Here is a 24,596-nt window from a genome sequence, read left to right on the forward strand (position 1 = left end):
GCTAAGAGAGTCCAAAGTTATAGGGTCAAGTGACTAAGAGCATATGGTGGATGCCTTGGCGATGATAGGCGACGAAAGACGTGATAGCCTGCGATAAGCTTCGGGGAGCTGGCAAATAAGCTTTGATCCGGAGATTTCTGAATGGGGGAACCCACCTCGCAAGAGGTATCGTGCACTGAATACATAGGTGCACGAAGCGAACCTGGAGAACTGAAACATCTAAGTACCCAGAGGAAAAGACATCAACCGAGATTCCGATAGTAGTGGCGAGCGAATTCGGAAGAGCCTTGCAGTGATAGTCGATCAGTTAACAAAACGGCATGGAAAGGCCGACCATAGTGGGTGATAGTCCCGTATGTGAAAACCGATCGGTGGTACTAGGCTGCAGACAAGTAGGGCGGGGCACGAGAAACCCTGTCTGAATATGGGGGGACCATCCTCCAAGGCTAAATACTCATCATCGACCGATAGTGAACCAGTACCGTGAGGGAAAGGCGAAAAGAACCCCGGGAGGGGAGTGAAATAGATCCTGAAACCGTATGCTTACAAAAAGTCGGAGCCCTTAGGGGTGACGGCGTACCTTTTGTATAATGGGTCAGCGACTTACATTCAGTGGCAAGCTTAACCGAATAGGGGAGGCGAAGAGAAATCGAGTCCGAATAGGGCGACTAGTCGCTGGGTGTAGACCCGAAACCAAGTGATCTATCCATGGCCAGGATGAAGGTGCCGTAACAGGTACTGGAGGTCCGAACCCACTAATGTTGCAAAATTAGGGGATGAGCTGTGGATAGGGGTGAAAGGCTAAACAAACTTGGAAATAGCTGGTTCTCTCCGAAAACTATTTAGGTAGTGCCTCAAGTATTACCGTCGGGGGTAGAGCACTGTTTAGGCTAGGGGGTCATGGCGACTTACCAAACCTATGCAAACTCCGAATACCGACGAGTACAGCTTGGGAGACAGAGCACCGGGTGCTAACGTCCGGACTCAAGAGGGAAACAACCCAGACCGCCAGCTAAGGTCCCTAAAACGGGCTAAGTGGGAAACGAAGTGGGAAGGCTAAAACAGTCAGGATGTTGGCTTAGAAGCAGCCATCATTTAAAGAAAGCGTAATAGCTCACTGATCGAGTCGTCCTGCGCGGAAGATGTAACGGGGCTAAGCCAGTTACCGAAGCTGCGGATTTGCAATTTATTGCAAGTGGTAGGAGAGCGTTCTGTAAGCCTGTGAAGGTGTCTGGTAACGGATGCTGGAGGTATCAGAAGTGCGAATGCTGACATGAGTAGCGTTAAAGGGGGTGAAAAGCCCCCTCGCCGTAAGCGCAAGGTTTCCTACGCAACGTTCATCGGCGTAGGGTGAGTCGGCCCCTAAGGCGAGGCAGAGATGCGTAGCTGATGGGAAACAGGTCAATATTCCTGTACCGATCAATAGTGCGATGTGGGGACGGAGAAGGTTAGCTCAGCCAACTGTTGGATATGTTGGTTCAAGCCTGTAGTCGTGCCTGGTAGGCAAATCCGCCAGGCTTAGATGAGGGGTGATAACGAGTCTGCTTGCAGACGAAGTGAGTGATACCCTGCTTCCAGGAAAAGCCACTAAGCTTCAGCTATTGACGACCGTACCGCAAACCGACACTGGTGCGCGAGATGAGTATTCTAAGGCGCTTGAGAGAACTCAGGAGAAGGAACTCGGCAAATTGACACCGTAACTTCGGGAGAAGGTGTACCCCAAGTAAGTGAAGTTGTACAAACGGAGCTCAAAGGGGTTGCAAAAAATTGGTGGCTGCGACTGTTTAATAAAAACACAGCACTCTGCAAACACGAAAGTGGACGTATAGGGTGTGACGCCTGCCCGGTGCTGGAAGATTAAATGATGGGGTGCAAGCTCTTGATTGAAGTCCCAGTAAACGGCGGCCGTAACTATAACGGTCCTAAGGTAGCGAAATTCCTTGTCGGGTAAGTTCCGACCTGCACGAATGGCGTAACGATGGCCACACTGTCTCCTCCTGAGACTCAGCGAAGTTGAAATGTTTGTGATGATGCAATCTCCCCGCGGAAAGACGGAAAGACCCCATGAACCTTTACTGTAGCTTTGTATTGGACTTTGAACGGATCTGTGTAGGATAGGTGGGAGGCTTTGAAGTGCGGTCGCTAGATCGCATGGAGCCGACGTTGAAATACCACCCTGGTGCGTTTGAGGTTCTAACCTGGATCCATTATCTGGATCGGGGACAGTGCATGGTAGGCAGTTTGACTGGGGCGGTCTCCTCCCAAAGCGTAACGGAGGAGTTCGAAGGTACGCTAGTTACGGTCGGACATCGTGACGATAGTGCAATGGCATAAGCGTGCTTAACTGCGAGACTGACAAGTCGAGCAGATGCGAAAGCAGGACATAGTGATCCGGTGGTTCTGTATGGAAGGGCCATCGCTCAACGGATAAAAGGTACTCTGGGGATAACAGGCTGATACCGCCCAAGAGTTCATATCGACGGCGGTGTTTGGCACCTCGATGTCGGCTCATCTCATCCTGGGGCTGTAGTCGGTCCCAAGGGTATGGCTGTTCGCCATTTAAAGAGGTACGTGAGCTGGGTTTAAAACGTCGTGAGACAGTTTGGTCCCTATCTTCCGTGGGCGCTGCAGATTTGAGGAAGCCTGCTCCTAGTACGAGAGGACCGGAGTGGACACACCTCTGGTGTACCTGTTGTCACGCCAGTGGCATCGCAGGGTAGCTAAGTGTGGAAGAGATAACCGCTGAAAGCATCTAAGCGGGAAACTCGTTTCAAGATGAGATCTGCCGGGGCCTTGAGCCCCCTGAAGGGTCGTTGTAGACCACGACGTTGATAGGCTGGGTGTGGAAGCGCAGTAATGCGTTAAGCTAACCAGTACTAATTGCCCGTGCGGCTTGACCCTATAACTTTGGGTAAGCCTGGAAAAATGAAAAGACAGAACGCAAGTTCTAGTTATGCCGAAAAGGCGCAATCGAAAAGCTGATGAAGACTCTATGAATTCGTTGGACTGAAGGTGAGCGAGATTAAGAAGTTAATCGAGGCGCCGTCAATCTGACAAAAAGTTTATGCCTGATGACCATAGCAAGTTGGTACCACTCCTTCCCATCCCGAACAGGACAGTGAAACGACTTTGCGCCGATGATAGTGCGGGTTCCCGTGTGAAAGTAGGTCATCGTCAGGCTCTTACAGTGAAAACCCCGTAGTCGAAAGATTACGGGGTTTTTTATTGGGCGCTTCGAAATAAGGAGCGCTTGCCGCAGGTTGTCAAAGCATTACCGCTGTAAAAATACCGGAAACCCATAAAAAGAGAGCGCTAGGCGCTCTCTTTTTATTTGTGCGTGAGGGCGTAGAAGCGCAGGATGCCGCTTTCATCCAGGCGCCGCGTCAGTTGTCGGCTGTACCAGAGGTAGTGCAGATGGGCCAGAGCCTCGCCCATGGCGAAAGTCATCTGGTGGGTGTCCAGTTGGCGTTTGAAGAGGATGGGAAGGATGTCGGCAGCGCTCAGCCCCTGTAGCAGGGAGGCCTGCATGATGTCGTCCAGACGTTCCTGATGATGGTCCAGCAGTTGCTGGACACGGACATGCAATCCCGTGAATGGTTTGCCATGCGAGGGCAGAACATAGGTATTCTGTGGGAGCGCGAAGTAGCGCTTCAGCGATGTGAGAAACAGCTGCAGCGGGTTGGCTTCGGGCTCGGAAGAATGCACGCTGACATTGGCGGAAATCCGGGGCAGGACCATGTCGCCGCTGATCAGTGTCTCGAGCTCGGCGCAGTACAGCGCCATGTGCTCTGGCGCGTGACCATAGCCGGCAATGCATTGCCATGTGCGGCCGTTGATGTCGATCTGGTCGCCATCCATGATGCGGTGATAGATGTCGGGGATGGGGGCCACCAGGGAAGAGTAGTAGCTGCCACGGCCGCGCACATGGAGCAGAAATTCCTCATCTCTTTGTCCGTGCAGGCTGTAGAAGTCCGCACCGGATTCGCCGCCGAAGCCGTCTCTGTCCTTCATGGCGACGCGGGCGACGTTGTAATCGGTGGCACTGATCCACAAGGGCGCATTCCATTGATGGCAGAGCCAGCCGGCCAAACCGATATGGTCGGGGTGCATATGGGTGACGATGACACGCAGAACAGGCAGGTCTTCAAGCGCAGAGGCAAAAATCTGTTCCCATTGCTCGCGGGCCTCGGTGCGATTGACGCAGCAGTCGATGACTGTCCAGCCCTCGCATACTTGGCCATGCAGATCGGTCTGGCGATCACGCAGCAGCCAGAGGTTGATGTGATCGAGGGCAAACGGCAAGGTCATGCGGATCCACTTGACGCCGGGTGCGACTTCCAGAGTCTGGGCAGGACCGGGCAAGGTGTCGCCGAGCGGGTAATGAAGAGCGGATTCTTGGCTTGAGGTCATGGGGCGGTATTTCGTTTAGCATTGACGTTAACGTAAACGTCAGTTTTGTCAAAGCATTTTAAAGATCAAGCCGCCTCTGGCAGTCGCCTGTGCGATGCAAGACTTACAACCCCACAGAATCATGTCGACCATTTACACCATCAGTGATCTTGCCAAAGAGTTCGACCTCACGACCCGGGCCATCCGTTTTTATGAGGACATGGGTTTGCTGCAGCCGGAGCGCTCCGGCGCAGGCGGTCGCAATCGCGTGTATTCATCGAGAGACCGCGCACGTCTGCGCCTGACGCTGCGGGCCAAGCGCCTGGGACTGTCGCTGTCGGAGGCCAAGGAAATCATTGACATGTATGACAGCCCGCGTGATACAGGCGTGCAGCTGCGCAAGTTTCTCGATGTGCTGGCTATCCACCGCAAGCAGCTCGAGGCGCAGATGGCCGATCTGCAGGTGACTCTGGATGAGGTGCGAGAGCAGGAAAAAGAGGCTCGCACGCTATTGAAAAGGAGCGAGAGCAAAAATGGCGCATAATTGACGTTTACGTAAACGTCAATTGCAAAGCTTTGCGGGAGAGTTGCCATGTCTGTTGCAGGTGCCACCGAGTCTCTGGATTTTGTTCATCGGGTGAAGCAGAGCTTTGCGAAGCAAGGCGCCATGGCCACGATTGGTGCAGAGCTGACCCTGGTGGAGCCTGGCGCTGTGGATATCTGCCTGGACTGGGCTGCGGGCCTGACACAGCAGCATGGCTTTCTGCACGCCGGCATGGTATCCACCGCACTGGACTCGGCCTGCGGTTACGCGGGCCTGACGCTGATGCCGGCCGATGCGGCCGTGCTCACCATCGAATTCAAGATCAATCTGCTGGCCCCGGCCAAAGGCCAGCGCTTTCGCATGGAAGGCCGGGTCATCAAGCCCGGACGCACCATCACCGTATCCGAAGGCAAGGCATTTGCCATTGACCAGGGAAAAGAGAAACTGATTGCCACAATGGGCTGCACTCTGATGTGTGTGCAGAACCGTGAAGGCATACAACACTGACAAGACGATTCGTCAGACCCATATCTACAGGAGACAACCATGAGCCTTGCCAATCTGCCCGGACTGAACTTCCAGCTCGGTGAAGACATCGATGCGCTGCGTGATGCGGTGCGTGAATTCGCTCAGAGCGAGATTGCTCCGCGTGCGGCCGAGATTGATCGCACCGACCAGTTCCCCATGGACGTGTGGCGCAAGTTCGGCGAGCTGGGCGTGCTCGGCATCACCGTACCCGAGCAGTATGGCGGCGCCGATATGGGCTATCTGGCGCATATGGTGGCCATGGAGGAAATCTCGCGCGCCAGTGCCTCGGTGGGCCTGTCCTATGGCGCGCACAGCAATCTGTGCGTGAACCAGATCAATCGCAACGGCAGCGAGGCGCAGAAGGCCAAATACCTGCCAAAGCTCATCACTGGGGAGCATGTGGGCGCGCTGGCCATGAGCGAGCCCGGTGCCGGCTCTGACGTCATCAGCATGAAGCTCAAGGCCGAGGACAAGGGCGGCTACTACCTGCTCAACGGCAGCAAGATGTGGATCACCAACGGGCCCGATGCCGACACCTTGGTTGTCTATGCCAAGACCGAGCCGGAGATGGGCGCTCGTGGCGTGACGGCCTTTCTGATCGAGAAGGGCATGAAGGGCTTCTCGATCGCGCAAAAGCTCGACAAGCTGGGCATGCGAGGCAGCCACACGGGCGAGCTGGTGTTCCAGGATGTGGAAGTGCCGGCTGAAAACATTCTTGGCGGCCTGAACATGGGCGCCAAGGTATTGATGAGCGGCCTGGACTATGAACGCGCCGTCCTGACCGGCGGCCCGCTGGGCATCATGCAGTCCGTCATGGACAATGTCGTCCCCTATATCCACGACCGCAAGCAGTTTGGCCAGAGCATCGGCGAGTTCCAGCTGATTCAGGGCAAGGTGGCAGACATGTACACCGTGCTGCAAGCAGGCCGTTCTTTTGCCTATACGGTCGCTAAAAACCTGGATCTTCTGGGAACCGATCATGTGCGTCAGGTTCGCAAGGACTGCGCCAGCGTCATCCTGTGGTGCGCCGAGAAGGCCACCTGGATGGCCGGCGAGGGCGTGCAAATCTATGGCGGTAATGGGTATATCAACGAGTATCCGCTTGGTCGTCTGTGGCGAGATGCGAAACTCTATGAGATTGGCGCTGGCACCAGCGAAATTCGCCGCATGCTCATAGGCCGCGAGCTGTTTGCTGAAACCTGCTGAAAAAGCAGGAGCTGCGCCGTTCTTTCAACCACAAAAAGAAGGATAGCTTCATGACAACGACCTCCATCGAAGAACTGTTTGTCCACAACCGCGAATGGGCAGACCAGATGGAGCGTGATCGTCCTGGTTTCTTTACCGGACTGATGGCGCAGCAAAAACCCAAATACATGTGGATCGGCTGCTCGGACAGCCGCGTGCCAGCCAACCAGATCACGGGTCTGGAGCCTGGCGAGGTGTTCGTGCACCGCAACGTGGCCAACGTGGTCGTGCCCAGCGATCTGAACTGCCTGTCCACCATCCAGTACTCGGTCGATCATCTGAAGATCGAGCACCTGATGGTTGTGGGCCACTATGGCTGCGGCGGTGTGTATGCGGCGTTGAACAATCTGCGTCTGGGTCTGGTGGACAACTGGACCCGCCATGTGCGCGACGTGCGCGACAAGCACATCAAGCTGCTGGAAGGCATCTCCACCCAGTTCCGCCACGATGTGCTGTGCGAGCTCAACGCCATCGAGCAGGTGGTCAACGTGGCCCAGTCCACCGTGATGCAGGATGCCTGGGCCCGCGGCCAGAAGGTGACGCTGCACGGCTGGTGCTACAGCCTCAACAACGGCCACATCACCAACCTCGAAATGACCGTGCCTGGTGTGGGCGGCCTGGAGGATGTCTACAACAAGGCTGTCGAGAAGGTCGCTGCGCGCAAGCGCGACTGATCGCTGCCGCTGCGCAGTTGCAGTGCCCTCAAGCGGACTCAAGGCCTGTGTCGCTTGTTCCGCTTGAGAGTGCTGCTCACTTATCTGGAGCGACTGGCCCGCCATGTTTCCGCAACGACTGGACGCCCCCGAGGCCTATGCCATTGCGCAGGCCCTGATGCACGGCTACAACCAGCATTACCGCATGTTCAGTGCGGAAGCTGCCCGAGCCAAGCAACGCTTCGAGACCCTGGACTGGCCGGGCCAGCAGCAGGCCCAGCGTGAACGCATAGAGTTCTACGATCGGCAGGTGCGTGCCTGCATCCAGAGGCTGGAAGAGGAGTTTGCCGCCAGCCTGCAGAGCATGGCTGTCTGGCAGCAGGTCAAGCTTCATTACATCGGCCTGATGGTCGATCATCTGCAGCCCGAGCTGGCCGAGACCTTCTTCAACTCGGTCACCACCAAGATTCTGCATCGCACCCATTTCCAGAACGACTTCATCTTCGTGCGTGCGGCCGTCAGCACCGAGTATCTGGAAAACACTGCGCCGGGGGCTGTGCCCATCTACCGTGCCTATTACCCCGGCAACCTCGCCCAGATCGAAGGCACGCTGCAGAGCCTGTTCGAGCAGCTGCAGCTGCAATGCCGCTTCGAAGACCTGCAGCGCGACGTGCATCTGCTGGCCGAGCGCATACGCGAGAGGCTGGCGGGCCTGACGCTCAGGGCCAACTTCCAGCTTCAGGTGCTGTCCAGCCTGTTCTATCGCAACAAGGGGGCGTACCTGGTCGGCAAGATCATCACCGGCTATACCGAGCTGCCGCTGGCGATTCCCATCCTGCATGGAGAAAAGGAGCAGCTGATACTGCATGCGGCCCTGTTCGGTGAGGACGACCTGCATGCGTTGTTCAGCTTTGCGCGCGCCTACTTCATGGTGGACATGGAAGTGCCGAGCGCCTATGTGAGCTTTCTGCGCAGCCTCATGCCGCGCAAGCCCAAGGCGGAAATCTATAACGCCCTGGGTCTGGCCAAGCAGGGCAAGACGCTGTTCTACCGCGATTTTCTGCATCATCTGCGCCATTCCAGCGATCAGCTGCGCATTGCGCCCGGCATCAAGGGCCTGGTCATGCTGGTGTTCGACCTGCCGAGCTTTCCCTATGTGTTCAAGCTCATCAAGGACCGTATCGCCAGTAGCAAGGATGTGTCGCGTCCCCAGGTCAAGGCCAAGTACCAGCTGGTCAAGAAGCATGACCGCGGCGGCCGCATGGCCGACACCATGGAATACAGCCTGGTGGCCTTTCCCAAGGAGCGTTTCAGCGATGAGCTGCTGGCCGAGCTGCACGCCCAGGCTCCCGAGCAGATCGAGATCAGTGACCGTGATGGCGACGGGCAGATGGAAGTCATCATCAGCCATCTCTACATCGAGCGCCGTCTGGTGCCGCTGAACCTGTTCCTGATGGAGTGCCTGGCCGAGGCAGATACCAAGCCGGAGCGCCGTGCCGCCATGGAGAGGGCGATTCTCGAGTACGGCAATGCCATCAAGGATCTGGTCGCCACCAATATCTTTCCCGGCGACATGCTGTGGAAGAACTTTGGCGTCACGCGTGGCGGCAAGGTGGTGTTCTACGACTATGACGAGATCGAATACCTGACCGATTGCAACTTCCGCGAGGTGCCGCAGCCGCGCACCGAGGAAGAGGAGATGTCGGGCGACATCTGGTACTCGGTCGGCCCCAGGGATGTCTTCCCCGAGACCTTCGGGCCTTTTCTGCTGGGCCACCCGGCCGTGCGCGACATCTTCATGCGCCATCACGCCGATCTGCTGGAGGCCGAGTTCTGGCGCGGCCACCAGAGCCGTATCCGTGACGGTCATTTTCTGGACGTGTTCCCCTACGAGCGCAGCCGCTTTCTGCATGCTGGCGACGCAGGCCTGGACACGCAGCGTTTCGAGATTCCCGCCAATAGCCTCGCTTGAAGAGGCAGATCACATCCATCCATTTTTCAAGGAGACAAACCATGCATCAGGATCCCGTTGTCATCGTCAGCGCTGCCCGCACTCCCATGGGCGCGTTCCAGGGCGATTTTTCCGATCTGGCCGCCCATGACCTGGGTGGCGCAGCCATCAAGGCGGCAGTCGAGCGCGCCGGCATCCGGCCCGAGCTGGTGGAGGAGGTGCTGTTCGGCAACTGCCTGATGGCGGGCCAGGGCCAGGCTCCAGCTCGCCAGGCCGGCTTCAAGGGCGGCCTGCCGCAAAGCACGGGTGCCGTGACCCTGTCCAAGATGTGCGGCGCCGGCATGGAAGCCACCATCCTGGCGCACGACCAGCTCATCGCCGGCAGCCGCGAGGTGATGATTGCCGGCGGCATGGAGAGCATGACCAATGCGCCCTACCTGCTCAAGAAGGGGCGTGGCGGCTACCGCATGGGGCACGACAAGATCTTCGACCACATGATGCTCGACGGTCTGGAGGACGCCTATGAAGCAGGCCGCTCCATGGGCACCTTCGGTGAGGACTGTGCTGCCAAATACCAGTTCACGCGTGAAGCGCAGGATGCGTTTGCCATTGCCAGCGTGCAGCGCGCCCAGGCCGCCGCGCAAAACGGTGCTTTTGACGCCGAAATCACGCCCGTCACCGTCAAGACCCGCAAGGGCGACGTGACCGTCAGCGTGGACGAAGGCCCGGCCAAGGCCAAGCTGGACAAGATCTCCAGCCTCAAGCCTGCGTTCAAGAAGGATGGCACCATCACTGCCGCTTCCAGCTCCAGCATCAACGACGGCGCCGCCGCCATGGTGCTGATGCGCGAGTCCACGGCCAAGCAGCTGGGCTGCAAGCCGCTGGCGCGCATCGTCTCGCACGCGACCTTTGCACAGGCCCCCGAGTGGTTTACCACTGCACCCGTGGGCGCCACCGAAAAGGCGCTGAAGAAGGCCGGCTGGGCCGTGGAGGATGTGGACCTGTGGGAAATCAACGAAGCCTTCGCCGTGGTGCCCATGGCGCTGATGGCCGATCTCAAGGTCTCGCATGACAAGGTCAACGTGAATGGCGGCGCCTGCGCTCTCGGACACCCGATCGGCGCCAGCGGCGCGCGCATTCTGGTCACCCTGCTGCACGCGCTCAAGACACGCGGCAAGAAGAAGGGCCTGGCTACGCTGTGCATCGGTGGCGGTGAGGCCACGGCCATGGCAATTGAGCTGATCTGACGCCATTTGCTCAGAACCGTCACCGGTTTGCTCTACAGTGAACGCATGTTCAACGGATTGCACGCATTCGCGCTGAATGTGTGCAGCTCACATTGCGGAAATCATTCATGAGCGCAGACATTCACCACGACGAGAGCGAGACCATCAAGCCGCTGGAGCCGCAGCAGATTGATGCTTTCTGGGGCGATTTTTCCAACCAGCTGAGCCAGCTGGAGGAGCTCGATCGCCAGGAGTTTGTGGAAAGCTCCAATGAGTTGCTGCACCAATATGCACCGGGCCTGAGTCTGGAGCTGGAAGGCAAGCTCGGGGAGGCCGGTTCCCGGCTGGTGATCTCGGCCCATGGCAACACGGCGCAGTTCGAGAATGCCCAGGCACTGGTACGCCAGGCGCCGCGTTTCGAGCATTACAGCGTGCAGGCGTTTCGCAGCCGCGCGTTGGGCAGCAACTTCGGCATGCGCATGGACGGCTTCGAGCTGGCCTGCTCCGATATCCGGGTGGGTTATTACGATGCGGGAGGCATCATCGGCCTCAAGCTCTCGTTCGAAAAACCGATTGCCCGGGATATGACCGAGCATGCGCAGCACATGGCTTTCATCATGCTGGATCATGTGCTGGGCGAGTGGGATTTTTCCGTACGCGTGGGTCCGGTGGAGTTCGTCGACGAGGCTGCGGCCGATGTCTACGGCTCCGCTCTGCTGTCGGAGTTTCCGCCGCTGTTCGATGGCTTCATCCGCCAGCAACTGGGCCGCAGCTATGAATTCCCCCAGGAGGACAGCGACCGCTGGCTCTCGCTCGAAGTGCGTGCACAGGATGCCGACGAGGATGCACCGCCCGACATCCTGACCTTCCACGACGGTGCCAATGCCGTGGCCACGCGTGCCGATCTGTCGCATTTCATGGAATGGCGCTTCAGCTTCTCCAGCCAACAGGAGCTGGACGGCGTGCGTGACGCCCAGGATGCGCTGGACGAGCAGCTCAGCCGTGAGCAGCGCGGCATTCTTGCCTTCTCGCGCGTGGAAAACATGAGTGCCCGCGTGGCCACCTACTATGTGGAAGATCCGGCCCATGCGGTGCAGCTGGCCGCACAGCTGGGCAGGCAGCATGTGCCCGAGCTGGAAGGCGAGCTCAGCGTGAGCTTCGATCCGTCCTGGAACGAATTCCTGTCACTGTATGCCGCCATCCATCGCAACGACCGTCCCGAGGAGGTCCTGGCTTCATGATCACTTCGCGCGAACAACTGCTGCAGTTGTACGACCCTCCTGCCGAGCGGGCGTTGCTCAAACAGCAGTGGGAGCTGGATCGGCACTGCCTGCGCTTTATCGCGCTGTCACCGTTTCTGGTCATGGCCACCGGCGGTGCGGGCGGCACCTTGCTCGATGCTTCGCCACGAGGCGGCAAGCCTGGCTTCGTCAAGGCACCAGACGCCAATACCTTGCTCATTCCCGATGCGGGCGGCAACAACCGGCTGGACAGCCTGAGCAATCTGCTCGACGACCCGCGCCTGGGTTTGCTGTTCTTTGTGCCGGGCTTTGACGAAACCCTGCGCGTCAACGGCACGGCCCAGCTGCGTGACGAGGCGCATTACACGGCCTTGTTTGCCAGCGATCATTTCCGCCCCAAGCTGGTGATCGAAGTCCATGTGCAGGAAGCCTATCTGCACTGTGCCAAGGCGCTGATGCGCTCGCGCCTGTGGAGCGAGGAAGCCAGGGTGGCGCGCAACGTCATGCCCACGCTCAATCAGATCATCCATGCCCAAATGGGGCTGACTGTCCAGCCTGAATCGCAGGAAAGCATGGTGGCCCGCTATGGCGCCATGATTGCCGCCGAGCAGGTCAAGAAAAGTTGATAGCTGACAGCGCTTGTCATGAAAGGATTTTCGATGGAAAACGTTTTGAAACCCAACATTCATAGGCGCAAGCAGCTATGGCTTTGATACTCATCATGGGCGCATCGCGCGGCCTGGGCCGAGCCCTGGCCGAGGCCTATCTGGCACAGGGCCACCAGGTGATTGCCACCGTGCGCAAGGCTGAAGACATGGTCGCGCTGCAGGCACGCGGCGCCCGGGTGCTGCAGGTCGATCTGGCAGATCCTGCCAGCGTCAGCGGCCTGGCTTGGCAGCTCGACGGGGCCAGCATCGATATCGCGCTGTACGTGGCCGGTGTCTGGGACGGTCATGACGCAGGCGTGCCGCCTACCCAGCAGCAGTTCGATCTGGTGATGCACAGCAATGTGCTGGGCTTTATGCAGGCTCTGCCGCAGATTGCGCCTATGGTGCAGGAGGCTGGCGGCGTGATCGGCGCCTTTTCCAGCGGCATGTCCCTGCTGGGCGATGCGGACGAGAGCGCCTGGCTGTACCGCGTCAGCAAGGCTGCGCTCAATATGGCCGTGGTCTCGGCCTGCCGCCAATGGCCGGGCCTGACGCTGCTGGCGCTGGACCCGGGTTGGGTGCAGACCGAGATGGGCGGCACTGCGGCCCCGCTGTCGGTGGCTCAAAGCGTGCAGGGGCTGATGCAGGCCCTGGCGCAGGTCAAGCCCGAAGACCGTGGTCAGCTGCTGCGCCACGACGGCAGATACGTCAAGCTTCTAGACGCCTAGCCCAGGCTGAACAAAGGGCATATAGCTATAAATATCGGAGACAACATGCTGCTGAATCAGGACCAGGAAATGATCCGCGACGCTTTGCGCGATTTTGTGCGCGAGCAGATCACACCCCATGCCGCGCGCTGGGACAAGGAGCACGAGTTCCCCAAGGACGTGCACCAGGGGCTGGCCGCGCTCGGTGCCTATGGCATCTGCGTGCCCGAGGAACTCGGCGGTGCGGGCCTGGACTATGTGAGTCTGGCGCTGGTGCTCGAGGAAATCGCCGCTGGCGATGGCGGCACCAGCACCGTCATCAGCGTGACCAATTGCCCTGTCAATGCCATCCTCATGAAGTACGGCAATGCCGGCCAGCAGGAACAATGGCTGCGTCCGCTGGCGCAGGGCCAGATGCTGGGTGCCTTCTGCCTGACCGAGCCCCATGTGGGCAGCGATGCCTCGGCGCTGCGTACCACGGCCGTGCGCGATGGCGACGAGTATGTGATCAACGGCGTCAAGCAGTTCATCACCAGCGGCAAGAATGGCGATGTGGCCATCGTCATTGCCGTCACCGATAAGGTGGCGGGCAAGAAGGGCATGAGTGCCTTCATCGTGCCCACCGGCAATCCTGGCTACCAGGTGGCACGTCTCGAAGACAAGCTGGGCCAGCACAGCAGCGATACGGCGCAGATCAATTTCGAGAACTGCCGCATTCCCGCCGCGAACCTGATCGGGGCCGAGGGCGAAGGCTACAAGATTGCACTTTCTGCCCTCGAAGGCGGGCGTATCGGCATTGCCGCACAAAGCGTGGGCATGGCGCGTGCGGCCTTTGAATGCGCGCTGCAATACAGCAAGGAACGCGAGAGCTTTGGCCAGCCCATCTTCAACCATCAGGCCGTGGGCTTCAGGCTTGCCGAATGCGCGACGCAGATCGAAGCGGCCCGGCAACTGATCTGGCATGCTGCCAGCCTGCGTGATGCGGGTCTTCCCTGCCTCAAGGAAGCAGCCATGGCCAAGCTCTTTGCCAGCGAAATGGCCGAGCGCGTATGCAGCGCCGCCATCCAGACCCTGGGCGGCTATGGCGTGGTGAGCGACTTTCCCGTGGAGCGCATCTATCGCGATGTGCGCGTATGCCAGATCTACGAAGGCACCAGCGATGTGCAGAAGATCTTGATCCAGCGGGCGCTGGCCTGATCTGAGTCAGGTGGCAAAAGCCCGCCGCTGTCAACTGCTGTGCATGAGGCTGTGGCACATCAGGGGACGGGCCGGTTGCCGATGTCACAAGGCCTGCTTAGGATGTGCTCAGTGTGGGGAGTTCACCCAGGGGTTTCAACCATTTGCAGCAGGAGTCCGGCATGCCTTTTGCCCAGGTCAATGGTCAGAATATCTACTACGAGGACACGGGAGGGCGTGGTCCGGCCATTGTGTTCTCGCATGGCCTGCTCATGGATCACACCATGTTCGAGCCGCAGATACAGGCTTTGCAGGGGCAGTATCGCTGCATCAGCTGGGATGAGCGCGGTCACGGGCAGACCGCAGATCCCGAGCATTGCGAAGCGTTCAGCTACTATGACTCGGCCGACGATCTGGCGGCCTTGCTCAAATATCTGGGTGTGGAAAAAGCGGTGCTGGCGGGCATGTCGCAAGGCGGCTATCTGTCGCTGCGCTGCGCGCTGATTCATCCGGATGTCGTGGGCGCGCTGGTGCTGATCGATACCCAGGCCATGCTGGAGGATCCCGAACAGATGCCGCACCATGAGGCGCTGCTCAAGGCCTGGATGGAGCATGGGCTGTCGGATGACATGGCCACCATCGTGGAGCACACGATTCTGGGCCAGGGCTGGCCCGGAGCTGCGCAGTGGCGCGCCAAATGGAAGCAGGCCTCGCCGATCAACCTGGGGCAGAGCTTTGCGACGCTGGCGCTGCGCGATGACATCAGCCCGCGCCTGGCCGAAATCAAGGTGCCTGCGCTGGTGATTCATGGCGACAAGGATGCGGCCATCGGTGTGGAGCGTGCGCGGGCCATGTTCAAGGGCTTGCCCCAGGCCCAGTGGGTGGATGTGGCCGGCGCAGGCCATGCCGCCAATCTCACGCATCCGGAACCCGTGAATGCGGCCATCAGGCAGTTTCTGGACGGCCTGCACTGAGAACCTAAACACGTTCTGAGGCTCTCAGGCCTCCCCCAGCTCAGCCATGCTGCGCTTGCGCAGTACCACGGTGATCTGGCCGTTGGTCTCGATCGTGGCTCGCTCCACCTCATGCGCGTTGAGGCAGCCATTGGAGCGCAGGGCTGCCGCCAGGTCTTCGGCAGTGATCTGCTCTTGCGTCATCAGACTGGGTTGCACAATGCCCTGGTGAATCAGAACCTTGGGTTTGCCGTTCACCAGCCTGCGAAGCCTCGCAAAGCGGTAACTCAGGCGGGAGAGCAGCGCATGGCAGGCCAGCAGCGTGCCGGCACTGATCAGGCCGCCGATCAGTGAGTTGTCGCCCGCATTCATGGAGTTCTGTACTGCATTGGAAAGAATCAGCAGCAGCACCAGGTCGAAAGGTGCGTACTGGCCGGTCTGGCGCCTGCCGGTCAGGCGCAGAAACACCAGCAGAAACAGGTAGACGCCAACACCGCGAATCACGAACTCCCACCAGGGAACCGCCATGGAGAACATAGGCAAACCTTTTAGCAGAGAGCTTTGGACTGCCGCTACTGTGCTCTGAGGCGACCGACTGCGCAAGCCGGCTTGCTCGTTGTTCGACTTGGTCGACAATGCAGCATTGCCAATCAAGACTGCCAAAGTTGTGAAAGAAGCCGAGAAAAAGCGGGACTGTCCCTGTGGACGCAAGAATGCCAAGGGGCGGCCGCTGGCCTATGCCGATTGCTGCGGCCGCTACATCGATCACTGGGATGCACGGCCCGCTCCCGATGCCGAGGCGCTGATGCGCTCGCGCTATACGGCCTTCGTGTCGGAGAACCAGGAATATTTGCAAGCCACCTGGCATGCCAGCCAGCGCCCGTCGCAGCTCGATTTCGATGCCACCACCAAATGGCTGGGGCTGGATGTGAAGCAGTTTCAGTCAACCGGCGATGCCTCTGCGGAGGTCGAATTCGTCGCCCGCTATCGTCTGGCGGGTCGTGCCGTGCGCCTGCATGAGCGCAGCCGCTTTGTGCTCGAGGGTGGGCGCTGGTTCTACGTCGATGGCGACCAATTCTGAAGTCGATTCGGCGCAGTTGACCCGGCTGCAGGCCAGGTTGCGCCTGTTGCAGTCCCTGGCTTCGCGTGGCTCCTCCGAAATCGCCGCATTGCTGATTCCGGCCCTGCTGCTGTGGGTCAGTACCCGCAACAGCCCGGCCGTCAGCGCGGGGCTGGCCTGGTGGTGGGGGCTGATGATCGTCATGGCGCTGGGCTTTCTGCTGTTCCGCCGCAGCCTGCATCGTCAGTGGCGGTCGGCGCGCGATTGGGAGCCTTCGCGACTGCTGGCAGCATTGACGACCTGGCAGCGGCAGCTGGCGCTGGCCGCACTGATCAACGGCTTGCTTTGGGTCAGCGTGCTGGCCTTTACCTGGGGCGAGAGCCATAGTGAGCTGCGCCTGCTGATCTATCTGGTACTGCTGGGCGTGATGGCATCGGCTGCCACCTTTCTGGCGCCCGTACTGCAGGTATTTGCCGCCTTCATGGCGGGTATCTACTTGCCCATGCTGCTGTGCACGCTGCATTACTTTCCGAAAAAAGGCCCTTATCTGTTGCCGCTGCTGCTGCTGTACGGCGCCATACTTGCACGCCACGCCTGGGGCGCGCGGCGTTTCGTGCAGCAGCAGATGGCGCACGAGCTGGAGCGTCAGGCACTGGCGGAGCGTTATCGCGAGGCCAAGGAGCAGGCCGAGAATGCGCTGGCCGAGAAGAACTGGTTCATTTCCGCCGCCAGCCATGATCTGCGACAACCCCTGCATGCCATGGGCCTGATGCTGCAAGCCGCCCACCAGCGCAATCAGGATGACGAGCTGGCACAACTGCTGCAGGAAATGCAGGCCTGCACGCGCGATCTGGGCTCCATGTTCAATGACCTGATGGATCTGTCGCGACTTGAGGGCGACAGCTTCGCACCGCAATGGCAGGCGGTCTCCATGAGTGCGGTGCTGGACGAGGCTCGGCGCCTGTTCGCGCGCGAGGCAGCGCAGCGCGGTCTGCGTCTGCGCGTGAGACAGCCAGCTCATATGCCGGCACTGTGCACGGATGCGGTGCTGTTGCGGCAGATGGTTTTCAATCTGCTGCAAAACGCGCTGCGCTACACCGACCAGGGCGGGGTGCTGCTGGCGCTGAGGCACAGGCAGGGGCGCTGGCTTTTGCAGGTGTGGGACAGCGGCTGCGGCATGAGCGAGCAGGAATGCGCACAGGTCTTCATGCGTCACTATCGCAGCCCTGTGCGCCAGCAGCGCGATGCCAGGGATGGCGTGCCGGCGCCATTGCGCGGGCGTGGCCTGGGCTTGTCTGTGGTGGCGCTGGCGGCGCAGCGGCTGGGTGTGGAATGCGGGGTTCAGTCGCTGCCGGGAAAAGGTTCATGTTTCTGGCTGCGCTGGCCGCAGGATGCCGAGCAGTGGCAGACCTCGTCTGTGCTGCCGGCGCCGCCGATATCGACTGGGCCGCAGTGGTTTGCCCCCTTGCAGGGGCACTGTCTGGTCGTGGAAAACGATGCGCAGCTGGCCCCGGTGCTGGTACAGATTTTGCAGAGCTGGGGTGTGCAGGTGCAAAGAGCGCGCAGCTTGGTTGAGGCGCAGCAATTGCTGGCCGATGGGTTGTGGCCAGACTTTGTACTGTGCGACGAGCGATTGAAGGATGGTGCAAGCGGGCTTGAGTGTTTGATGCAGCTGCTGGACCAGCATCCGCAAGCCAGCGGTGCTTTGATGAGCGGTGATGAGGAGATGCTGGAGCAGGTCCAGGATCAGGGTTATCTCGCCCTGGCGACCCCGCTGCAGCCCGACCAGCTGCATGCGGTGCTGGCGCGCTGTATGACGATCCGTCAGCCTTAGTCCAAGTCGATCTCGATGCCTCGCATGCGCGTGATCAGGGCCACGCGATTGCTGGCGCCCAGGCGCTGCAGCAGGGCGGTGACATGCTCCTTGACCGTGTATTCGGACAGGTTCAGTGCCTGCGCAATGGCGCGATTGGGCTTGCCCTGCAGCAACAGGCTCAGCACCTGCGCCTGGCGGGCAGTGATGCCGAGCTCTCTGGCGCTCATATGCAAGATGCTGCCTGCAGTTGGCGCCGGAGGGGAGGTGGGGATGGGCGGCAGGGCCTCAAACCAGGTGCGGCCGCTCAGCAGGGCTTGCACTGCTGCCTGAAATTCCTGAGACGGGCTGCTTTTGTGCACAAAGCCATGAACCCCTGCGGCTGCGGCCTTGCTGGCGATGGCCGGGTGCTTGTCGCCGCTGGTCACCAGAATGCGTGTGCCAGGAGCCAAGGCCAGGATGCTGTGCACAAATTCCAGTGATGCGCCGTCCTCTAGCCAGAAGTCCATCACGGTGATAACGGGTTCGCCCAGCGCAGCAATCATGGCCAGAGCCTCATTGCCGTGTGCCGCACAGCGCACCCGCTGCACGCCGGCGCTGGTCATCAGCACATGGGCTGCGCCTTCCGCGACCAGCGGGTGATCATCCACCACCAGCGCATAGGGCTGTGCGCTCAGTTGAGTGGTGCTCAGGATTTGCAGTAGATCGGGCATGAGCGTTCCTTTGGGGCTTGGTAACAAAGACCCCTCCTCGGTAGGGAGTGGTCTGCTCGCAAGCCTTCTGACAATGTCTGTAAGACGACGCTGCTTGTTATCTCAGTGTCGGGATATGGACATTTTCAACCAACATCAAGACCGAGGAGCAAGCCCGTGCCATCTCTTATGCAAATCACCCGTAGAACTGCAGCCTTGCTGCTGATTTCCACCCTGGCCGCCTGTGGCGGCGGTGGAGATGGCGGCAGCAGCGGAAGCATCGGCGGAGGAGGTGGCTCCGAAGGCGGCGGAGGCAATACGGGAGGCGGCAACGGTGGCGGCACCGGCAATCAGGCCGTCACGGGAACCTACAAGATGGGCGGCCAGACGGCCACCAGCCATGCGCAGATGCTCGATGCCGCCAACAGCATGGGGGCCGATGGCTATGCGCTGTTCAGCTCCCTGGCAGGCTCGATCAGTCCGACCAGTACGGAGATCGGCGATTTCTATCTCACGGATACCGCGCATGCAGGGCGCAAGTTCAGCTATGTCAATCCTGCGGCGCAGCCATCGCGCATCGCCTTTCTGGCCCAGCTGAACCAACAGGGCAGCAGCGGCTATATGTACAAGTCCGATGCGGTGTTCAGCGATGTCGGCGACATCCGCAGCGTCTATGTCAAGGACAACAGCCGCAGCGACCAGTTCAGCTACAGAGCGGTGACGCCGGTCGCCACGACCGCCGAAGCCTTTGCCACGGAGCTCAATGGACAAGGGGCCGAAGGCTATCGCTATCTGGGGCCTCAGATCATCAACAGCGAGCTGTTCAGCCTGTATGCCAAGCGCAATGACAGCGTCACCTATACCTATCAGGTCGACAAGCTCGGCAGCGCATCCTCGGCCGCCGATGCTGCAGCGATGAGAGCACGCCTGGCCCAGAAGGGGGCGGATGGCTGGTTCATCCGTGGCACGCAGGAGCTGGGCGGCGACCCGCTGAACATGAACTATGTGGATGTCTTCGAGAAAAGCTCGGCACAGAATGGCGCCATCGAGTATCTGGTCGAGGCCTCGGCAAGCAGTGACTCGCTCACGACCCAGCTGAACAATATGAATGCCAATGCGGCCAATGGATTCTTCTACTTCAGCGGCATCATGACTGCCGACGGCAAGACCAGCACCATCTACGCCAAGAACAGCGTGTGGATGATCAATCCGCTGGCCGGAGTGACCTTCCCCTGAACTCGAAAAGGGCGTGAGCGCATAATCACGCCCTCTGTTTCTTGATACTAGGCGCCGTTGGGCGCCTTTTTTGCATCCGACGATGCTCTGGTAATGCTTCCATGACTGCTTTTGACGCTGTGCTTTTCGACTGTGATGGTGTGCTGGTGGACAGCGAATCCATCACCAATCGCGTGCTGTGCACCATGCTCAACGAATCCGGCTGGGCCATCAGCCAGGAGCAGTGCACGCGTGACTTCATCGGCAAGACGGTGCGCAGTCAGGCGGCCGTGATCGAGGCCCATACCGGCAAGCCTCTGACCGACGCCTGGATGGCCGAGTTCTACGAGCGTCGCAATGCCGCCCTGCGTGCCGAGCTGGTGGCCATCGATGGCGCGCAGGAAGCAGTCAGGCAGATTCATGCGCTGTGCAACGGGCGCATTGCCTGCGCTTCCGGTGCGGACCGTGCCAAGGTGGAGATGCAGCTCGCCAAGGTAGGCATGGCGCCTTACTTCGAAGGCCATGTCTACAGCGGTCATGAAATGCCGCGCAGCAAGCCCTTTCCCGATGTGTATCTGGCAGCGGCCGAAGCGCTGAAGGCCGATCCTGCCAAGTGCCTGGTGATCGAGGACACCATGACCGGGGTTCAGGCCGGCGTGGCCGCCGGTGCCACCGTCTGGGGCTATTTCCCTGCCGATCAGGGCCATGCCTCGGCAGAGCAGTTGCTCGAGGCTGGCGCCGCCTGCGTGTTCGGTGATATGGGCGATCTGCCTGCCATGTTCGAAGCCGTGCGCAGGAGTGCCGCCAGCGCCTCGGCCGGCGAAGACGACGAGCACGACCTGCGGTAAAGCGCGCTCAGTCCCAGATCGACAGCGCTTCGCGCAGCCGTTTCACTGGCTGATCGTCGATCACGCTGTTGTGCAGCAGGATCACGCGCTGTACGGGCCAGCTTTCGACCCGCTTCACCCAGTTGCGCACGGCGGCCTTGTCCCTGACCAGCAGGCGCACGGTGCGCGGCACGGTAAGGCGCTCATGTCCGCCCGTCAGGCCCAGATACATGCGTACCGGCAGGCTTAGCGGTCCCTGCCAGCATTGCAGCACGTCGGTGGCGATGAGGCTGCCGCTGGCCGGGTGGAACCACAGCGTCTCGTCGAGCATGGGAAGGCCGTCCAGCGGCAGGCATTGCAGCTCGCCTGCCCAGGGCGCTTCGGAGTCCGGTGGCAAGGGCTCCAGCAGCGGCAGGTCCGGGCGCTTGCGCAGCACGCCCTGTGTGCCATAGATCCGGGCCTGTGGATAAAGCCTGGCCAGCTTGCCCACGAACAAATGGTGCATGGCGCTGGGTGCGACTATGTGTTGCAGCGGACCCAGGGCGTCGAGCGCAGCTTTCTGTCCGCCCGTCAGCGGCACTGCAGAGTGCGAGAACAGGCTACCGTCGGCCAGCCGGATCACCGTCATGCGTGTGCTGACCTTCAGCCCTGCATTGCTGAAGTGATAGCTGAGTGCCCAGACTCCATCAGCGATTGCCTGCCAGTTTTCTGAGGATTCCTGCATGGAGAGCTCCTTGCGTCAGGCGGCGCGCTGGCCGGCGGTTTTGCGAAATTCCGAAGGGGACAGCCCTGTCCAGAGGCGAAAGGCGCGGATAAAGCTTTTGTCGTTGAGAAAGCCGCAGGCCTGGGCCACGCGCTTGATGGGGCGGCTGGTGCGCAGCAGCAGTGCAATCGCGCGTTCACGCCGGATATCGTCCTTGAGGGCCTGCAGCGAAATACCTTCTTCCTTGAGCTGGCGGTGCAGGCTGCGCTGCGACAGATGCAGCTGGCGGGACAGCGTTTCAGCCGTCTGCTGCTCCTCCCCGCTGGCGGCCAGCAGGTGACGCACACGCTGCACCAGAGTCTTCTCGCGCTGGTAGGGGCGCACCTGGATCGGCAAGGCGCGCTGCAGCATCCGGTTGAGGGCCGCCTCGTCGCGCGCCAGCGGCGCCTGCAGCCAGCGAGCTTCAAACTGCAGGCTGGCGACGGGTGCGTCAAAAGCGATGCTGCCTGGTGCGAACAGCACCTTGTAGACATCGGCATGCGCGGGTTCGGAAAACGGAAAGCTGGCATGCAGCAGGCTGATCGGTTCGTTGATCAACCAGCTGGCAAAGCCGTGGATATTGCGCAGCACCGATACCATGCAGAACTCGCGCATGCTTTCCAGCGGGCGGCTTTCATGCAGGGTGAGGGTGGCAATGCCAGCCTGCTCGCTGAGCTGAAGCTGTATGTCCTGCGCAATCAGTCCGTGATGGCGGCACCAGCGCGCCAGTGCCAGGCCCAGTTGCGGAGCGCTGATGCTGGCACGCGCCAGCATGCCGTAGCTGCCCCAGGGCAGGCGGCGCTCGAACCAGCCCAGGGCCTCGTCGTCGAGTTCGCGCATGGCCGCATCGGATAGAGCCTCCATCTGCAGGGCCGTGATGCGCTCCTCGGCATCGTTAATCAGATCTGGCGGGATTTGTGCCTTTTCCAGAGCACCTAGCGCTGACATCTGCCTTGCTTCATAAGCGCGGACAATGGCTTTGACAAACGCCATGGGGGTAATTGCCGGGTGCGATTTGAGCACGGAGCTGGCATGGTGCGGTAGAGGAGTCTTGACCAGAGAGGGGGTGAGCATTTGGCAATTATTGCAACCTTTGTGACCTCTTCTGAACAGGGCTTGCCCTTATTCTGAGGCGCAGAAAACGGTGCTGAATGGACGCTGCGCAGCCAGTTCGCAGGTGGCTGCCGGCACGCAAGGAGACAAGACCATGCCATCGCAAGTGAACCCGCTGACCGCCAGCTATGCCAAGGGGGGCACGGATGTGCCGCTGATCGAGCAGACGATTGGCGATTTTTTTGCCGCAATGGCAGGGCGCCAGGGCACGCGTGATGCGCTGGTCAGCCGTCATCAGGGTCTGCGCTACAGCTATGCCCAGCTGCATCAGGCGGCGCGCCAGCTGGCCAGCGCGCTGCTGTCGCAAGGGCTGGTCAAGGGCGACCGGGTGGGTATATGGAGCCATAACAATGCCGAGTGGGTGCTGATGCAGCTGGCCACGGCACAGGTGGGGCTGGTGCTGGTCAATATCAACCCGGCCTACCGCACCTCTGAAGTCGAATACGCGCTCAACAAGGTGGGCTGCAAGGCGCTGGTGTCCATGCCGCGATTCAAGACCAGCGACTATCTGGGCATGCTGCGCGAGCTGGCGCCCGAGCTGGCGAACTGCGCACCAGGCCAGCTGCAATCCAAACGCCTGCCAGCCTTGCGCACGGTGGTGTGGATTGACGCGACCGGCTCAGGTGCGGCCGGCTCAGGTGCGGCGGATCTGGACGCCGAACAGCCCGGCATGCTGCGTTTTTCGCAGCTGATGGCACAGGGAACCAGTGCGGATGAGCGCATTGATGCCATTGCGGCCACGCTCAGCAATCTCGACCCCATCAACATCCAGTTCACGAGCGGCACCACGGGCTTTCCCAAGGGCGCGACGCTGACGCACCGCAACATCCTCAACAACGGCTTTTTCATTGGCGAATGCATGCGCCTCACGCCCGAGGACCGGCTCTGCATTCCCGTGCCCCTGTATCACTGCTTCGGCATGGTGCTGGGCAATCTGGCCTGCTTCACCCATGGCTCGACCATCGTCTATCCGAATGATGGCTTTGACCCTATCACCGTGCTGGAGGCAGTACAGGCCGAGAAATGCACGGGCCTGCACGGCGTGCCCACCATGTTCATTGCCGAGCTCGACCATCCGCGATTTGCCGAGTTCGATCTGTCCACGCTGCGCACCGGCATCATGGCTGGCTCGCCTTGTCCCATCGAGGTGATGAAGCGCGTGGTGCGCGACATGCATCTGAGCGAAATCACCATCGCCTACGGCATGACGGAAACCAGCCCCGTGAGCTGCCAGAGCGATGCCGATACGCCCCTGGAAAAGCGTGTGGCCACCGTGGGCAAGGTGCAGCCGCATCTGGAGGTGAAGATCGTGGACCCGTCCACGGGCGAGATCATGGCGCCGGGCCAGTCGGGCGAGCTGTGCACGCGCGGTTATTCCGTCATGCACGGCTACTGGGAAGACGAGACCAGAACCCGCGAGGCCATCGATGCCGAGCAGTGGATGCACACCGGCGATCTGGCGACCATGGACGGCGAAGGCTATGTGAATATCGTGGGCCGCATCAAGGACATGGTGATCCGTGGCGGCGAGAACATCTACCCGCGTGAAATCGAGGAATTCCTCTATCGCCACCCCAAGGTGCAGGACGTGCAGGTGGTCGGCGTGCCCGATGTGCGCTATGGCGAGGAACTGTGTGCCTGGATCATTGTCAAGCCCGGCCTGGAACTCGGCGAGGACGAGGTGCGCGACTTCTGCAAGGGCCAGATTGCGCACTACAAGGTGCCGCGCTATATCCGCTTTGTCCAGGCCTTTCCGATGACGGTGACGGGCAAGATCCAGAAGTTCAGGATTCGCGACGAGATGATCGAGTTGCTGGATCTGCGCGTGATCAAGACTGCCTGAATATGCGCTACCCCCTGAGCTGCTTCGCACC

21 protein-coding genes and 2 rRNA genes are annotated in these 24,596 nt (G+C 60.3%); 18 read left to right on the plus strand and 5 right to left on the minus strand.

The window, feature by feature from the left end; translation table 11 throughout:
* Positions 1-23: 23 nt before the first annotated feature.
* Positions 24-2,901: ribosomal RNA gene (locus CTR2_RS02460) — 23S ribosomal RNA — on the plus strand.
* Between the two features lie 166 nt (positions 2,902-3,067).
* A 5S ribosomal RNA gene (gene rrf, locus CTR2_RS02465) occupies positions 3,068-3,180 on the plus strand.
* A gap of 147 nt (positions 3,181-3,327) precedes the next feature.
* On the opposite strand, the gene CTR2_RS02470 is transcribed toward rrf, so the two are convergent.
* Positions 3,328-4,410, minus strand: coding sequence for an MBL fold metallo-hydrolase (locus tag CTR2_RS02470; RefSeq protein WP_087085216.1), 1,083 nt, complete (start codon positions 4,408-4,410; stop codon positions 3,328-3,330).
* Between the two features lie 121 nt (positions 4,411-4,531).
* On the opposite strand from CTR2_RS02470, the gene CTR2_RS02475 reads away from it, so the two are divergent.
* The 11 genes from CTR2_RS02475 to CTR2_RS02525 all read left to right on the plus strand — a co-directional run bounded on the left by CTR2_RS02475 (position 4,532) and on the right by CTR2_RS02525 (position 15,281).
* The gene (locus CTR2_RS02475; RefSeq protein WP_003061601.1) at positions 4,532-4,933 is read left to right on the plus strand and encodes a MerR family transcriptional regulator; all 402 of its coding nucleotides are present in this window, start codon (positions 4,532-4,534) and stop codon (positions 4,931-4,933) included.
* Positions 4,934-4,981: 48 nt separating this feature from the next.
* Positions 4,982-5,440 (plus strand): PaaI family thioesterase, encoded by a 459-nt coding sequence (locus CTR2_RS02480; protein ID WP_087085215.1) that lies wholly within the window; start codon positions 4,982-4,984, stop codon positions 5,438-5,440.
* A gap of 39 nt (positions 5,441-5,479) precedes the next feature.
* On the plus strand, positions 5,480-6,667 hold the full coding sequence (locus CTR2_RS02485) for an isovaleryl-CoA dehydrogenase (protein WP_087085214.1): 1,188 nt from the start codon (positions 5,480-5,482) through the stop codon (positions 6,665-6,667).
* A 50-nt stretch (positions 6,668-6,717) separates the two neighbouring features.
* Positions 6,718-7,380 (plus strand): carbonate dehydratase, encoded by a 663-nt coding sequence (gene can / locus CTR2_RS02490; protein WP_003059108.1) that lies wholly within the window; start codon positions 6,718-6,720, stop codon positions 7,378-7,380.
* A gap of 103 nt (positions 7,381-7,483) precedes the next feature.
* Entirely contained in the window at positions 7,484-9,331 is a 1,848-nt protein-coding gene (gene aceK, locus CTR2_RS02495; RefSeq protein ID WP_087085213.1) for a bifunctional isocitrate dehydrogenase kinase/phosphatase, read from the plus strand.
* A gap of 41 nt (positions 9,332-9,372) precedes the next feature.
* Positions 9,373-10,557, plus strand: coding sequence for an acetyl-CoA C-acyltransferase (locus CTR2_RS02500; RefSeq protein WP_087085212.1), 1,185 nt, complete (start codon positions 9,373-9,375; stop codon positions 10,555-10,557).
* A gap of 107 nt (positions 10,558-10,664) precedes the next feature.
* The gene (locus CTR2_RS02505; protein ID WP_087085211.1) at positions 10,665-11,777 is read left to right on the plus strand and encodes a hypothetical protein; all 1,113 of its coding nucleotides are present in this window, start codon (positions 10,665-10,667) and stop codon (positions 11,775-11,777) included.
* Positions 11,774-12,403, plus strand: a complete 630-nt coding sequence (locus CTR2_RS02510) for an MSMEG_1061 family FMN-dependent PPOX-type flavoprotein (protein ID WP_087085210.1) — start codon at positions 11,774-11,776, stop codon at positions 12,401-12,403. Before CTR2_RS02505 ends, CTR2_RS02510 begins: the two co-directional genes overlap by 4 nt.
* Positions 12,404-12,480: 77 nt before the next feature.
* Positions 12,481-13,152 carry an SDR family oxidoreductase gene (locus tag CTR2_RS02515; RefSeq protein ID WP_087085209.1) on the plus strand — a complete coding sequence of 224 codons (672 nt, stop codon included), beginning with the start codon at positions 12,481-12,483 and terminating at the stop codon, positions 13,150-13,152.
* 45 nt (positions 13,153-13,197) lie between these two features.
* Positions 13,198-14,328, plus strand: a complete 1,131-nt coding sequence (locus tag CTR2_RS02520; RefSeq protein ID WP_087085208.1) for an acyl-CoA dehydrogenase family protein — start codon at positions 13,198-13,200, stop codon at positions 14,326-14,328.
* Positions 14,329-14,489: 161 nt separating this feature from the next.
* Positions 14,490-15,281 carry an alpha/beta fold hydrolase gene (locus CTR2_RS02525; protein ID WP_087085272.1) on the plus strand — a complete coding sequence of 264 codons (792 nt, stop codon included), beginning with the start codon at positions 14,490-14,492 and terminating at the stop codon, positions 15,279-15,281.
* Positions 15,282-15,305: 24 nt separating this feature from the next.
* Here CTR2_RS02525 and CTR2_RS02530 read toward each other — a convergent pair whose 3' ends face one another.
* The gene (locus CTR2_RS02530; RefSeq protein ID WP_087085207.1) at positions 15,306-15,797 is read right to left on the minus strand and encodes a DUF421 domain-containing protein; all 492 of its coding nucleotides are present in this window, start codon (positions 15,795-15,797) and stop codon (positions 15,306-15,308) included.
* A gap of 130 nt (positions 15,798-15,927) precedes the next feature.
* Here CTR2_RS02530 and CTR2_RS02535 point away from each other — a divergent pair, with 130 nt between their 5' ends.
* Together CTR2_RS02535 and CTR2_RS02540 are read left to right on the plus strand one after the other, a co-directional pair.
* On the plus strand, positions 15,928-16,341 hold the full coding sequence (locus tag CTR2_RS02535) for a YchJ family protein (RefSeq protein WP_176391748.1): 414 nt from the start codon (positions 15,928-15,930) through the stop codon (positions 16,339-16,341).
* Positions 16,325-18,154, plus strand: a complete 1,830-nt coding sequence (locus CTR2_RS02540; protein ID WP_087085205.1) for a hybrid sensor histidine kinase/response regulator — start codon at positions 16,325-16,327, stop codon at positions 18,152-18,154. Before CTR2_RS02535 ends, CTR2_RS02540 begins: the two co-directional genes overlap by 17 nt.
* On the opposite strand, the gene CTR2_RS02545 is transcribed toward CTR2_RS02540, so the two are convergent.
* Positions 18,151-18,846 carry a response regulator transcription factor gene (locus tag CTR2_RS02545; protein WP_087085204.1) on the minus strand — a complete coding sequence of 232 codons (696 nt, stop codon included), beginning with the start codon at positions 18,844-18,846 and terminating at the stop codon, positions 18,151-18,153. The two genes, CTR2_RS02540 and CTR2_RS02545, sit on opposite strands and share 4 nt — an antisense overlap.
* A gap of 168 nt (positions 18,847-19,014) precedes the next feature.
* On the opposite strand from CTR2_RS02545, the gene CTR2_RS02550 reads away from it, so the two are divergent.
* Both CTR2_RS02550 and CTR2_RS02555 read left to right on the plus strand, forming a co-directional pair.
* Positions 19,015-20,061 carry a hypothetical protein gene (locus CTR2_RS02550; protein ID WP_254913463.1) on the plus strand — a complete coding sequence of 349 codons (1,047 nt, stop codon included), beginning with the start codon at positions 19,015-19,017 and terminating at the stop codon, positions 20,059-20,061.
* Between the two features lie 101 nt (positions 20,062-20,162).
* Positions 20,163-20,888, plus strand: coding sequence for an HAD family hydrolase (locus CTR2_RS02555; protein ID WP_087085202.1), 726 nt, complete (start codon positions 20,163-20,165; stop codon positions 20,886-20,888).
* Positions 20,889-20,895: 7 nt separating this feature from the next.
* Here CTR2_RS02555 and CTR2_RS02560 read toward each other — a convergent pair whose 3' ends face one another.
* Both CTR2_RS02560 and CTR2_RS02565 read right to left on the minus strand, forming a co-directional pair.
* Positions 20,896-21,591 (minus strand): DUF4336 domain-containing protein, encoded by a 696-nt coding sequence (locus CTR2_RS02560; protein ID WP_087085201.1) that lies wholly within the window; start codon positions 21,589-21,591, stop codon positions 20,896-20,898.
* Positions 21,592-21,606: 15 nt separating this feature from the next.
* The gene (locus tag CTR2_RS02565; RefSeq protein WP_087085200.1) at positions 21,607-22,683 is read right to left on the minus strand and encodes an AraC family transcriptional regulator; all 1,077 of its coding nucleotides are present in this window, start codon (positions 22,681-22,683) and stop codon (positions 21,607-21,609) included.
* A 133-nt stretch (positions 22,684-22,816) separates the two neighbouring features.
* On the opposite strand from CTR2_RS02565, the gene CTR2_RS02570 reads away from it, so the two are divergent.
* On the plus strand, positions 22,817-24,565 hold the full coding sequence (locus tag CTR2_RS02570; RefSeq protein WP_087085271.1) for an AMP-binding protein: 1,749 nt from the start codon (positions 22,817-22,819) through the stop codon (positions 24,563-24,565).
* Positions 24,566-24,596 lie beyond the last annotated feature (31 nt).

Source organism: Comamonas thiooxydans, from assembly GCF_002157685.2.
GTDB lineage: Bacteria > Pseudomonadota > Gammaproteobacteria > Burkholderiales > Burkholderiaceae_C > Comamonas > Comamonas testosteroni_H.